General features: G+C 60.3%; 11 protein-coding genes. 9 read left to right on the top strand and 2 right to left on the bottom strand.

The window, feature by feature from the left end:
- Positions 1–53: 53 nt before the first annotated feature.
- Together G5367_RS13895 and G5367_RS13890 are read right to left on the bottom strand one after the other, a co-directional pair.
- Entirely contained in the window at positions 54–1,415 is a 1,362-nt protein-coding gene (locus tag G5367_RS13895; RefSeq protein ID WP_421231145.1) for an aspartate aminotransferase family protein, read from the bottom strand.
- A gap of 294 nt (positions 1,416–1,709) precedes the next feature.
- Positions 1,710–3,041, bottom strand: a complete 1,332-nt coding sequence (locus G5367_RS13890) for a glutamine synthetase family protein (protein ID WP_337073699.1) — start codon at positions 3,039–3,041, stop codon at positions 1,710–1,712.
- A gap of 467 nt (positions 3,042–3,508) precedes the next feature.
- Here G5367_RS13890 and G5367_RS13885 point away from each other — a divergent pair, with 467 nt between their 5' ends.
- The 9 genes from G5367_RS13885 to malZ all read left to right on the top strand — a co-directional run bounded on the left by G5367_RS13885 (position 3,509) and on the right by malZ (position 11,786).
- The gene (locus tag G5367_RS13885; RefSeq protein WP_216952650.1) at positions 3,509–3,895 is read left to right on the top strand and encodes a TraR/DksA family transcriptional regulator; all 387 of its coding nucleotides are present in this window, start codon (positions 3,509–3,511) and stop codon (positions 3,893–3,895) included.
- Between the two features lie 146 nt (positions 3,896–4,041).
- The gene (locus tag G5367_RS13880; protein ID WP_421244472.1) at positions 4,042–4,899 is read left to right on the top strand and encodes a hypothetical protein; all 858 of its coding nucleotides are present in this window, start codon (positions 4,042–4,044) and stop codon (positions 4,897–4,899) included.
- A gap of 62 nt (positions 4,900–4,961) precedes the next feature.
- On the top strand, positions 4,962–5,408 hold the full coding sequence (locus tag G5367_RS13875; RefSeq protein WP_421294510.1) for a DUF962 domain-containing protein: 447 nt from the start codon (positions 4,962–4,964) through the stop codon (positions 5,406–5,408).
- A gap of 26 nt (positions 5,409–5,434) precedes the next feature.
- Positions 5,435–5,929, top strand: coding sequence for a CreA family protein (locus G5367_RS13870; protein ID WP_005355485.1), 495 nt, complete (start codon positions 5,435–5,437; stop codon positions 5,927–5,929).
- 74 nt (positions 5,930–6,003) lie between these two features.
- A complete protein-coding gene (locus G5367_RS13865; protein ID WP_139739739.1) occupies positions 6,004–6,993 on the top strand; it encodes a 2-hydroxyacid dehydrogenase in 990 nt (329 codons plus the stop codon).
- A 91-nt stretch (positions 6,994–7,084) separates the two neighbouring features.
- The gene (gene yegD, locus G5367_RS13860; RefSeq protein WP_421244470.1) at positions 7,085–8,446 is read left to right on the top strand and encodes a molecular chaperone; all 1,362 of its coding nucleotides are present in this window, start codon (positions 7,085–7,087) and stop codon (positions 8,444–8,446) included.
- A gap of 166 nt (positions 8,447–8,612) precedes the next feature.
- Positions 8,613–9,032: an META domain-containing protein gene (locus G5367_RS13855; protein ID WP_421244469.1), complete on the top strand. Its 420-nt coding sequence runs from the start codon at positions 8,613–8,615 to the stop codon at positions 9,030–9,032.
- 70 nt (positions 9,033–9,102) lie between these two features.
- Positions 9,103–9,951, top strand: a complete 849-nt coding sequence (locus G5367_RS13850) for an HDOD domain-containing protein (RefSeq protein WP_005342597.1) — start codon at positions 9,103–9,105, stop codon at positions 9,949–9,951.
- 5 nt (positions 9,952–9,956) lie between these two features.
- Positions 9,957–11,786, top strand: a complete 1,830-nt coding sequence (malZ, locus tag G5367_RS13845) for a maltodextrin glucosidase (protein WP_421244468.1) — start codon at positions 9,957–9,959, stop codon at positions 11,784–11,786.
- Positions 11,787–11,836 lie beyond the last annotated feature (50 nt).

Raw genomic sequence — 11,836 nt, 5'->3', positions numbered from 1 at the left:
CATCCTTGTCTCCTAAGCAAATTGTATGCGCATGCCAACCTGCCTGGCGGCAGCTATCCCTTCAGCTTTGCAGCCGTCAGATCCAGACTGAGCCTGGCTAGCTTGACCAATTCATCAACCTGTTCCTCGGTGATCACCAAGGGGGGCGATATGATCATGGTATCGCCTACCGCCCTCATCACCAAGCCATTGTTAAAACAGAATTCCCGGCAAGTCATCCCGGCATTGGCATGGGCCGGGAAACGCCGGTTGGTCTGCTTGTCCTGGACGATTTCCAGGGCGGCGACCAGCCCGCGGCCACGGGTTTCACCCACCAGCGGGTGGTCAGCCAGCTCTGCCCAGCGGCGCTGCAAATAGGGGCCGATGGTATCATGCACTCGCTTAACTATGCTCTCCTTTTGCATAAGCTGGATATTGGCCACCGCCACCGCGCAAGAGACCGGATGGCCAGAGTAGGTGAAGCCGTGGTTGAACTCGCCCCCCTCTTCCACCAGCCCCTTGGCAACCCGGTCACTCACCATCACAGCGCCGAGCGGCATATAACCGGAGGTAATCCCCTTGGCCAGACACATCAGATCCGGCTTGATGCCAAACCCTTCGCTGGCAAACCAGTGGCCGGTACGGCCAAAGCCGCAGATCACCTCGTCGGCTATCAGCAAAATGCCGTAGTGATCGCAGATGCGCTGGATCTCCGGCCAGTAGCTGTCAGGCGGAATGATGACACCGCCCGCCCCCTGGATCGGCTCGCCGATAAAGGCGGCCACCTTCTCCACCCCCAGCTCCAGAATCTTCTGCTCCAGTTGACGGGCCCGCTCCAGCCCGAACTCGTGGGCACTCATCCCCTGCCCCTCACCGAAGTGATAAGGCTGGTCGATGTGCACTATGCCGGGAATGGGCAGACCACCCTGGGCATGCATCCCTTTCATGCCACCCAGACTCGCCCCCGCCACTGTGGAGCCGTGATAGGCGTTGTGGCGGCTGATGATCACCTGTTTTTCCGGTTGCCCCTTGCTGGCCCAGTAGTGGCGCACCATCCGCAGCACGGTGTCGTTGCACTCGGAGCCGGAGCCGGTAAAGAATACATGGTTGAGATGGGATGGCGTCACTTCGGCCAGCAAGGTGGCCAGCTCGATCACCGGCGGGTGCGTGGTCTGGAAGAAGAGGTTGTAGTAGGGCAACTGCTGCATCTGACGGGTGGCGGCATCCACCAGCTCCTGCCGACCATAGCCCATATTGACGCACCAGAGCCCCGCCATGCCGTCCAGAATGCGCTTGCCTTCGGAGTCTTCCAGATAGACGCCACTGGCTTTGGTGATGATACGGCTGCCCTTCTTGTTCAGAGCCTGAAAGTCGGTAAAGGGGTGCAGGTGGTGGCTGGCATCCTGCTGCTGCCACTCACGGGTAGTCTGTTGCATTGTTAGCTCCTCGGTTCCTTCGATTTAGCTGGTTCTGTTCGTCAATCATCAGGAAGGCTGCCACTCCCGCAATCACCGCCACTTTCGCGTGGACTGCGGCATGGCCTGCTCCTCACATCCTTCAATTCGAGCCAAAAACTGTTATCAACCATGCAACCAGAGCGGTGGCGAGCCAACTTCCGCTCACAACCATCCGCAGGCGGAGGCACTCCTCCATCCCGTATTACCGGTTACAGGCAGGGGAGGCAGCCTGCCTCCCCGATTCGGACGATGCGTGGCCGGCACGCATCCGGGTCAGACGTTCAGCAGCAGGAACTCTCGCTCCCAGCGGCTGATCACCCCGAAGTAGGTCTCGTACTCTTTGCGTTTGACCGCGACAAAGGCGCGTGTAAAGCGCTCCCCCAACATCTCCTTGATGGGATCGCACTGTTCGAGATGGCTGAGCGCCTCCTCCAGCGAGCGGGGCAGACTGTAGGGCAGGTCGTAGGCGCTGGATTTCATCTCCTGCATGGGCTCCAGCTTCTCCATCATGCCGAGATAGCCGCACGCCAGGGTGGCGGCCAGCGCCAGATAGGGGTTGGCATCGGCACCGGCGAAGCGGTTCTCCACCCGGCGGGCACTCGGGTCGGAGAAGGGTACCCGCAGACCACAGGTGCGGTTCTCGACACCCCACTGGACGTTGCGTGGCGCGCTCTCACCGAAGGTGAGGCGGCGGTAGGAGTTGACATTGGGAGCCAGCAGGGCTGTCACCGCCGGGGTGTACTTCTGCAGACCTGCGATGAAATGCATGAAGAGTTCGGAGTTGCCGCCATCCGGGGTACCGAACAGATTTCGACCGTTCATATCCTCCAGACTCTGGTGGATGTGCATGGCGGAGCCCGGCTCGTTGCTCATCGGCTTGGCCATAAAGGTGGCGTAGATGCCGTGGCGATGGGCCGCCTCACGCATGGTGCGCTTGAAAAGGAACACCTGATCCGCCAGATCGATGGCATCCCCGTGCAGGAAGTTGATCTCCATCTGGGCGGCACCGGACTCGTGGATCAGGGTATCCACCTCCAGCTCCTGCGCTTCGCAGTAGTCATACATGTCTTCGAAGATGGGATCGAACTCGTTGACCGCATCGATACTGAAGGACTGGCGAGCTGTCTCGGGACGGCCGTTGCGCCCTACCGGCGGCATCAGCGGATAGTCGGGGTCTTCGTTGCGGGTAACCAGATAAAACTCCAGCTCGGGCGCCACCACCGGCTTCCAGCCCTGCGCCTCGTAAAATGACAGAACCCGACGCAGCACGGAGCGCGGCGCGATGTCGATCAGCTTGCCGTTGACGTCGTAACAGTCATGGATAACCTGAGCGGTAGGTTCCAGCGCCCAAGGGACGAAACGGATGGTGTTGGGGTCAGGATAGAGCTGCATGTCCCGCTCCAGCGGATCGATCATGCTGTCGTCATCCGGATATTCGCCGGTCACTGTCTGGGTGAAGATCACCTCGGGCAGACGCATGCCCCCTTCTCGCAAAAACTTGTTGGCTGGGATGATCTTGCCCCGGGCGTTGCCGGTGAAATCAGGGAAGAGACACTCCACTTCCGTGATGCGATTGCTCTCCATCCAGCCCTTGATACTGTCCATGTTAAACCCCGACTCTACGGTTGCCATTGGCAAGGGTGTCTAATATATGGAACACCCTTGTTATCAAATTGTAATCAACACCACCATAAAAGCCCGCTATCAGGGGTAATGTCAAGCAGTGGTGTTTAAAAAACTATAAATAACGGCGCATATAATGACCAAGTCGGCACCAAATACTAAACACTCGTGGCCTCGCCTCTCCCCAGTGCAAAGCCGGTGCCAACCGGCCAAAACCAGATGTCAGATCCCGTCAGATCAGCCGCTAAAGGGGCCATTTTTTTGCAAAGGCGCACAATCCCTGTCCTATTTGCTTTGCTTGGCTGCTTTTTTTTGGTACAAGGCCCGCCCTGATTTGCACTCTCTTGCATGAAAACGGTGCAAATCAGACGAGAAGGGCTTGGTCTGCAGGCAGACAGCCCCCATAAACAGGGATAATTGGGTTAGTAAACTGACTGGTAGTAAATCGTATGTGTGATTTCATGACTGAAGACCAACTGGCCTTTTACAAGGGGCAGATCGAGCGGCAGATCGCCGAGCTCGAAGAGCGCCTGAACTCCCAGGCCAGCCAGGCCATCGCCACCGACACCAACGAGATGGCCGATGAAATTGACCGTGCCAGTATCGAGGAAGCCCGCCGTCTGGAGCTGAACCGCATCGAGCACGACAAGCTGCACCTGCGCAAGCTGAGGGGTGCATTGAAGCGAATGAACGATGGAGATTTCGGTTACTGTGAATCTTGCGGTGACGAGATCTCTCTCAAGCGGCTGCAAGCTCGTCCCGAGTCCCGTTTCTGCGTCGAATGCCAGAGCACCAAGGAATTTAACGATACCCACGTGTTCCGCCGCGTCGCCTGATTCTTCGAAGAACCGTCACCATTCTGGTGCAACAGACGCCACCAAGGCAGGGCCTGCGCTCAAACCTTGCACAACGCCTCGCAGCAAGATGGTGACAAGTTCTGTTAGACTCCGGACACCTTCCGGAATCTACAGGAGAATAGAGAGTGAAATGGCTCATCAAACTGTGTTTGTGCCTGCCACTGCTGGCACAAGCACAGGTTCTGACGGTCAAGGTTCCCAGTCGTCCCGTCAACAATCTTGATCAGGAGTACCAGCTCAAACTGCTGGAACTGGCGCTGACCCGCTCCGGACAACCCTTTCGCATCCAGCCTGTCGAACTCGACCTCAACCAGTTCACCCTCCAGCAACAGCTGAGCAAGGGCAAGACCATCAACGTCTTCTGGATGGGCACCTCCAGCGCACTCGAATCCTCCCTGATTGCCATCCCCATTCCGCTGTTTCGCGGGCTGGAAGGATTGCGGCTGTCGTTCATCCACGCCGATGCTCAGGAGAAATTCAACCAAATCAATACCCTGGCTGACCTGAAACAAATGAAAGCGGCGCAAGGGGTCGGCTGGGCCGACAACAAGGTGCTCGAAAATGCTGGCATCCCGACCTACTCCGGTCGCTACAGCAATCTGTTTCGCCTCATCAACGACGGCGACAAGCTGGACTTTTTCCCGCGCGCCATGGTGGAGATCTTCGCGGAGCGCAGCGAGCTGGTGGCGCAGTATCCCAACCTCGCCATCGAGCAGCACCTGCTGATCCGCTACCCCTTCGCCCAGTTCTTCTTCGTCAGCCCCGAATACCCCAAGCTGGCCAAAGCGATTCAGACCGGGCTGGAGCGGGCCTATGCCGATGGTAGCTTTATGAAGTTCTTCCATGAAAACCCCAAGATCCGTGAAGCGCTTGCCAGCGCCAACCTCGATCAACGGGTCACCATCGCCCTGCCCAATCCGGATATGACCCCGTTGCTAAAATCCATTCCGGCCCAATATTGGGAGTATCCACCGCAGGGATAAGCATCCCGAGCGCCTGACCACGAAGGTCAGGCAGCGAGAACACAGTGCGCCAGGGAGGTGCCATGAAGGGAATCCAGGAGTGGTTTGCGGAGTACGGCCAGAGCCATCGCCATCCGATAAACGTCGCCATCCACAAGCTGGCAGTGCCGGGCACCTATCTCTGCTCGCTGGCGCTGCTCTGGTGTCTGCCACACGGGCCCTTGCCAGAGCCCCTCAACTGGGCGGCAGTGGCAGCCATTCCGGTGCAGCTGTTCTATCTGCAACTGTCGTTTTCGCTGTTCGCGGGGATGGCCGGGCTGACCGCGCTGGGATTGTGGATCTGCCACCAATGGCAGGGGCCGCTGCTGTGGCCCGCGGTAGCGGCGTTCGTAATTCTCTGGATAGCCCAGTTTGTCGGCCACAAGATCGAGGGCAAGCGCCCCTCCTTCCTCGCCGACCTGCAATTTCTGCTGATAGGCCCCGCCTGGGTGCTTGCCAGCCTCTATCGTCGCCTGGGCATTCCCTATTGAGGAGTGCCGGGCCAACAGGAGAGACCATGACACATAACCACACGCGACATAATGCCCTTCGCCGCGCCCTGCCCCTGCTGCTGGGGGCCCTGTTTGCCGGCCCGGCACTGGCCGACAAGGCCGACCCAGTCGGTGAAGTGAGCACCGCCTTCAAGCTGTTTGGCCCCAACCACAAGATCCTGGTGGAGGCGTTCGACGACCCGCGCATCGACGGCGTCGCCTGCTATCTGGCGCGCCCCAAGACAGGTGGTGTAAAAGGCGGGCTGGGACTGGCGGAAGATCCCTCCCACGCCTCCCTGTCGTGCCACCAGATCGGCCCCATCACCCTGCCCGAAAAGCTGAAGGCGGGAGAAGAGGTGTTCGATGTCAGCACCTCGCTGGTGTTCAAGGAGCAGAAAGTGGTGCGTTTTTACGACAAGAAACGTAATGCACTGGTTTACCTGACCTACAGCACCAAACTGGTGGATGGTTCGTACAAGAGTGCAGTCAGCGCCGTTCCCATTATGCCGTGGGGACAATAACCAGCCGGTTTGTCCGGTGATAGCTGACCCATTTTGTTGTAATTTGACGACACACACGCTGCGGAGCACATACCATGAAAGTCGCCGTATTCAGTACCAAGAGCTATGACAAAGAGCATTTCAACCAGGCCAACAGCCAGTACGGCTTCGACCTGGAGTTTTTCGATGTGCGGCTGGAGGCCAAAACTGCCCGACTGGCTCACGGCTTCCCAGTGGTGTGTCTGTTCGTCAATGACGATGCCGACCGCGAGGTATTGACCGAACTGGCTGCCAACGGCACCGAGGTGATCGCCCTGCGCTGCGCCGGTTACAACAACGTGGATCTGGCCGCCGCCAAAGAGCTGGGGCTGAAAGTGGTACGAGTGCCCGCCTACTCCCCCGAGGCGACCGCCGAGCATGCTGTCGGCATGATGATGTGCCTCAACCGCCGCATCCATAAGGCTTATCAGCGCACCCGCGACGCCAACTTCTCGCTGGAAGGGCTGGTCGGCTTCAACATGCATGGCAAGACGGTCGGCGTCATCGGCACCGGCAAGATCGGTCTGGCCGCCCTGCGCATCCTCAAGGGGTTCGGGGTTCGCCTGCTGGTCAACGATCCTTACCAGAATCCGGCAGCCATCGAGCTGGGAGCCGAGTATGTGGATCTCGATACCCTGTTCCGCCAATCCGATATCATCAGCCTGCACTGCCCGCTGTTCAAAGAGAACTACCACCTGTTGAACAAGGAGGCGTTCGCCAAGATGAAGGACGGGGTGATGATCATAAACACCAGTCGTGGCGGCCTGCTCGACTCCAACGCGGCCATCGAGGCACTCAAGACCTCCCGTATCGGCGCACTGGGGCTGGACGTCTACGAGGAGGAAGAGGATCTCTTCTTTTCCGACAAGTCCAACGAGGTGATCACCGATGACGTGTTCCGCCGCCTGTCTGCCTGCCACAACGTGCTGTTCACCGGCCATCAGGCGTTCCTGACCCGCGAGGCGCTGCACGCCATCGCCGATACCACCCTCGGCAATATCCGCGCCATCGAGAGCCAGGGCCGCTGCGACAACGAAGTGGAATAAGGGCTCGCCCTCTCTTCGTCACGCGCCGGGTTGTGAGACCCGGCGCCTTCGGGTAGGCTAGCCCCCCTTTTTATTCAGGAGTCTGGCGCCCATGTTTATCGGATTTGATTACGGCACCTCCAACTGTGCCGTGGCCGTGATGGAACAAGGTAGCCCCAGGCTGCTGAATCTTGGCGCATCCCGCTATCTCCCCTCCACCCTGCATGCGCCCCACCGGGATGCTATCGCCGGTCTGTTGGCCGAAGGGCTGGCCCCCGCCCAGCAGGCGGAGTACCTCAAGCTGCGTGGCCCCGTGGTCACCCGCGCCCAGATGGTTCGCCGCCAGATGCGCGAAGAGGGACTGATCGACGAGCTGAGCTTTGGTGCTGCCGCGCTGGAGCGCTATCTGGAAGAGCCGGACGACGGCTACTACATCAAGTCGCCAAAATCCTTCCTCGGCGCCTATGGTCTCAAAGCCCCCCAGATCGCCCTGTTCGAAGATATCGTCTGCGCCATGATGCTCCACGTTCGCCAGCAGGCGGAGCAGCAGCTCGGCGCCCCGATCCGCCAGGCGGTGATCGGCCGACCGGTCAACTTCCAGGGTCTGGCGGGGGAAGAGAGCAACCAGCAAGCTATCGCCATCCTGACCGAGGCGGCCCGTCTGGCCGGTTTCGAGCAGGTGGAGTTCCTCTATGAGCCGGTGGCCGCCGGGTTTGAATTCGAGGCGCGCCTCACAGAAGACGCCGTGGTACTGGTGGTGGATATCGGCGGCGGTACCACCGACTGCTCCATGCTGCGGATGGGCCCGAGTTACCGCGATCAGCTGGATCGCAGCGGCGATCTGCTCGGCCACAGCGGCCAGCGGATCGGCGGCAACGACTTCGATATCCGCCTGACGGTGGAGGGGATGATGCCGCTGCTCGGCATGCACGAGACCCTCAAGACCGGCAAGCCGCTGCCCCACCCGCTGTTCTGGGATGCGGCCGCCATCAACGACGTCAGCGCCCAGAGCCGCTTCTACAGCCTCGACACCGCCCGCCAGCTGCAGGATCTGCAGCTCGACAGCCAGCCCGGCAGCAAGCTGGGGCGTCTGGCCAGCCTGCGGGCCCACAAGCTGAGCCACCAGCTGGTATGGCGTGCCGAGCAGGGCAAGATCGCCCTCTCGGAGCAGGAACTCAATCGCCAGTCGCTGGCCGAGCTGGAAAAAGGGCTGGAAGCGGAACTGACCCGCGAACAGCTGGCCAACGCCTCGGCCCTGCTGCTGGAGAAGATTGGCGAGCTGATGGACGAAGCAATTGCCGCCGCCAGTGTGCAGCCGGATCGCATCTTCGTCACCGGTGGTAGCGCCCGCTCGCCGCTGATCGCCAGCTTTATCCGCCAGAAGCTCCCGTCCATCCCGCTTGAGGGTGGCGATGACTTCGGCTCGGTGGCCGCCGGTCTCGCCCGTTATGCCGAGCGCCTATTCACCAACTGATCCCTGAGATAGCGTAAATTGATGGCAACATCACCCGTGTGTTGCCATTAAGCGACAGTCGTGCGGGACAAGGGACGACAAAAGCGGTCGGTCGCCCCCTCTCCCGCCCTGCTCCCGACTGCCCAAAAAGGGTATTCTTGACGCTCCCCCAACCGGAGCCCCCCTCATGCCCAGATTGCCCTTTTTGTTGCTGATCCCCCTGTTACTACTCGCTGGCTGCAGCTCGACCGCCTTTGTTCAGCAAGATCTGCAACACCACCACTGGGTTCTGAGCAAACTGGATGGCGAACCGATCGAGGCCCCCCGCGATAATCCCCCCGATTTCGAGATCGGCGAACACTTCACCGTCAACGGCATCGCTGGCTGCAACCGCTATTTCGGTCAGGGCCATCTGGAAGATGACAAGCTGTGGGTCACCAGTCTGGGCAGTACTGAAATGGCCTGTATGCCGCCGCTGGACACCATAGAACAGGCCGTACTGACCACCCTTACCGAGGGGGCGACCTTGAGCGGCACCAGCCAGAGCCTGATCCTGCAAGGCAAACAGCACCGTTTGGAATACACCTTGCGCGACTGGGTGTTCTAACGCTCACAAAGCCGCATCACAAACAGGAACATGTTGTCCGGCTGTGGCACAATATGAGGCAGAGTTCGCAATGGAGGCTGCCTCAGCCATGTCGATGGATCGCCTGTTTGACAAGATCAAACAACTTCCCACTATTCCCAAGCTGCTGCACGAGTTGATGCAGAGCTTCAACGACGAAAATGCCCGCATCGACGAGATTGCGGCCAAGATCGCCATGGATCAGGTGATCAGCGTCAAGGTGCTGCGGATGGCCAACTCGGCTGCCCTGCGCCGGGGCAACGAAGTGACCTCCATCGAACAGGCGGTGATCCGGCTCGGCTTCAACCGGCTTCGCTCCGTGGTGGTCGCCTCCGGCATCATCGGCACCTTCAAGGCCCCGCCCAGCTTCGACAAGAACAAGTTCTGGACCGAGACCTTCCAGGTCGCCACCATAGCCCGAACCCTGGCCCAAGAGGCCAAGGTGCTCGACCCCGAGACCGCCTTCACCTGCGCGTTGATCCACAACATCGGCGAGCTGCTTATCCAGAGCACATTGCCGGAAGAGGCCGAGCTCATCAACATGGCGATCCAGAACGGTAGCAGCCGGGTCGAGGCCCAGCGCGAGATGCTGGGCTATGACTATGCCCAGCTTGGTGCCGAGCTGGCGCGGCGCTGGAACCTCTCCGAGGCCTTCGTCGATGCCATCTCCCAGCAGCTTGACCCGCTCTCCCACGATCCGGTCAGCAAGGAGGCGGTGCTGATCCGTCTGGCGGTCTTTATCTCCTTCGCCTGGAACGCGGGCGTGCCTGCCCAGGCCATCATCGCCCGCTTCCCGAAACCGCTCGCCGACCAGTTGGGACTGGATCCCAAGTCGCTGGCAGGCCAGCTCGAAACACTGCATGAACAGGGTAATGCCCTTGCCGATCTTCTGACTCAATAAGCATCATGACCCATCCGTTTCTGTTTCATCCCCAGGTGGCGCCCTGGTTCAAAGAGAGCGCCGACGCACTGCAATTGACCCTCTTTAGCGAGCTGGATTCGCCAATCCGCGAGGTGTGGCTGCGCCACGAGCCGGATAACGAGGAGTACCTGATCCCGATGACGGCGATCTCGACTCGCGACCGGCTACAGGTGTGGCAAGGGACACTGCCGCTCAGCAAAGGACAGGATATCCACCTCTACAGCTTCAAGTGCCTCACCGACGAGGAACAGTGGTGGCTGCACGGGGCGGGTGTCAGCGCGTCCATGCCGCCACGGGAGCAGCATTTTCGCTTCAACAGCCTGCACCAGCCACCGGCCTGGGTGCAGGATCAGGTGTTCTACCAGATCTTTCCCGACCGCTTCTGCAACGGTGATCCGTCCCTCAGCGTCAAGCATCACGAGTACGAGTACCGTGGCAAGGCTGTGATCAGCAAGGCGTGGGGCGAGCCGGTCAGCCGTCACGAAGAGGGCCACGGCGCCTGCGAATTCTATGGTGGGGATCTGGCGGGGATCGATGCCAAGCTGCACTACCTGCAATCCCTCGGGGTGACGGCGCTCTACCTCAACCCAATCTTCGATTCACCGAGCAACCACAAGTACGACACCCAGAACTACTTCAAGGTGGATGCCCATCTCGGCAGCAACGAGCAGTTCGCCGAGCTGACCCGCAACCTGCACCAGCGCGGCATGAAGATCATCCTCGATGCGGTGGTCAACCACACCTCTACCGAACACCCCTGGTTCTGCCCGCCACTGGGAGCCCAGAGCAACCCGGACTCCCCGTGGCGCAGCTTCTACACCTTTGACAAAGAAGGGGATTACGTCAGCTGGAAGGGCATTCGCAGCCTGCCCAAGCTCGACTTCTCCTGCGAGAAGGTACAGGACGCCGTCTATCGGGCCGACGACGCCATCCTCCGTTACTGGATGCGCGCCCCCTACCAGATCGACGGCTGGCGCTTTGACGTCATCCACATGCTGGGGGAGCGCGGCACCGCCGAGGGTAACCGCAGTCACGTGCGCGCCATTCGCGGGGCAGTGAAGCAGGAGAACCCGGATGCCTATGTGCTCGGCGAACACTTCTTCGAGGCGAGCCAGTGGCTGCAAGGGGATCAGGAGGACGGCGCCATGAACTACTACGGCTTCGCTCACCCGATCCGCGCCTTCCTTGCGGGGCAGGATATCGCCTACCATCCCATCAAGATCAGCGCCGAAGAGCTGGATCGCTGGCTCAAGCTGGCGCGGGCCCATATCCCGTTCAAGAACCAGCTGGCCCAGTTCAACCTGCTGGACAGCCACGATACCGCCCGCTTCCTCCACCTGCTGGGTGAAGACAAGCAGCGGATGCAGCTGGCCGCCACCCTGCTGCTCACCTATATCGGTGTGCCCTCCATCTACTACGGCGATGAAGTAGGGCTCTCCGGCGGCAACGATCCGGACTGCCGCCGCTGCTTCCCGTGGGATACCACTGATTGGGATCACGTGCTGCACGACCACTATCGTCGGCTGATCCAGATCCGCCGCCAGCGCCCCTCCCTGCGCCGTGGCGATATCCAGACCCTCTACGCCGGGCCCCACAGCTATGTGTTCGCCCGTACCCTGCAAAGCGATCAGGTGGTGGTGGCCTGCAACCGTCACCCGAGCGAGCCGCGCACCATCAGCCTGCCCCTGTGGCAGACCGCGAGCCCGGCCAGCCGCTTCACAGACGTCTTCAACGGCGAAAAGTTCGAAGTAGTACAAGGCGAATTGCAGCTCACCATCCCGGCCAACTCGGCCCGGGTACTGATCTCCAGCTGAGCGAACAACTTACGCGCTGAAAAACAAAACCGGAGTCCAAGGCTCCGGTT

It is taken from the genome of Aeromonas sp. 604282 (assembly GCF_049170575.1).
Lineage (GTDB): Bacteria > Pseudomonadota > Gammaproteobacteria > Enterobacterales > Aeromonadaceae > Aeromonas > Aeromonas veronii_A.
The sequence above is the reverse complement of the archived record's forward strand: the minus strand, read 5'-3'. Positions and strand labels throughout refer to the sequence as shown.

Excerpts from the sequence above, each read along its gene's own strand:
- G5367_RS13895 (WP_421231145.1), bottom strand. The coding sequence starts at position 1,415 with ATGCAACAGACTACCCGTGAGTGGCAGCAGCAGGATGCCAGCCACCAC.
- G5367_RS13890 (WP_337073699.1), bottom strand. The coding sequence starts at position 3,041 with ATGGACAGTATCAAGGGCTGGATGGAGAGCAATCGCATCACGGAAGTG.
- G5367_RS13885 (WP_216952650.1), top strand. The coding sequence starts at position 3,509 with ATGTGTGATTTCATGACTGAAGACCAACTGGCCTTTTACAAGGGGCAG.
- G5367_RS13875 (WP_421294510.1), top strand. The coding sequence starts at position 4,962 with ATGAAGGGAATCCAGGAGTGGTTTGCGGAGTACGGCCAGAGCCATCGC.
- G5367_RS13870 (WP_005355485.1), top strand. The coding sequence starts at position 5,435 with ATGACACATAACCACACGCGACATAATGCCCTTCGCCGCGCCCTGCCC.
- G5367_RS13865 (WP_139739739.1), top strand. The coding sequence starts at position 6,004 with ATGAAAGTCGCCGTATTCAGTACCAAGAGCTATGACAAAGAGCATTTC.
- yegD (WP_421244470.1), top strand. The coding sequence starts at position 7,085 with ATGTTTATCGGATTTGATTACGGCACCTCCAACTGTGCCGTGGCCGTG.
- G5367_RS13855 (WP_421244469.1), top strand. The coding sequence starts at position 8,613 with ATGCCCAGATTGCCCTTTTTGTTGCTGATCCCCCTGTTACTACTCGCT.
- G5367_RS13850 (WP_005342597.1), top strand. The coding sequence starts at position 9,103 with ATGGAGGCTGCCTCAGCCATGTCGATGGATCGCCTGTTTGACAAGATC.
- malZ (WP_421244468.1), top strand. The coding sequence starts at position 9,957 with ATGACCCATCCGTTTCTGTTTCATCCCCAGGTGGCGCCCTGGTTCAAA.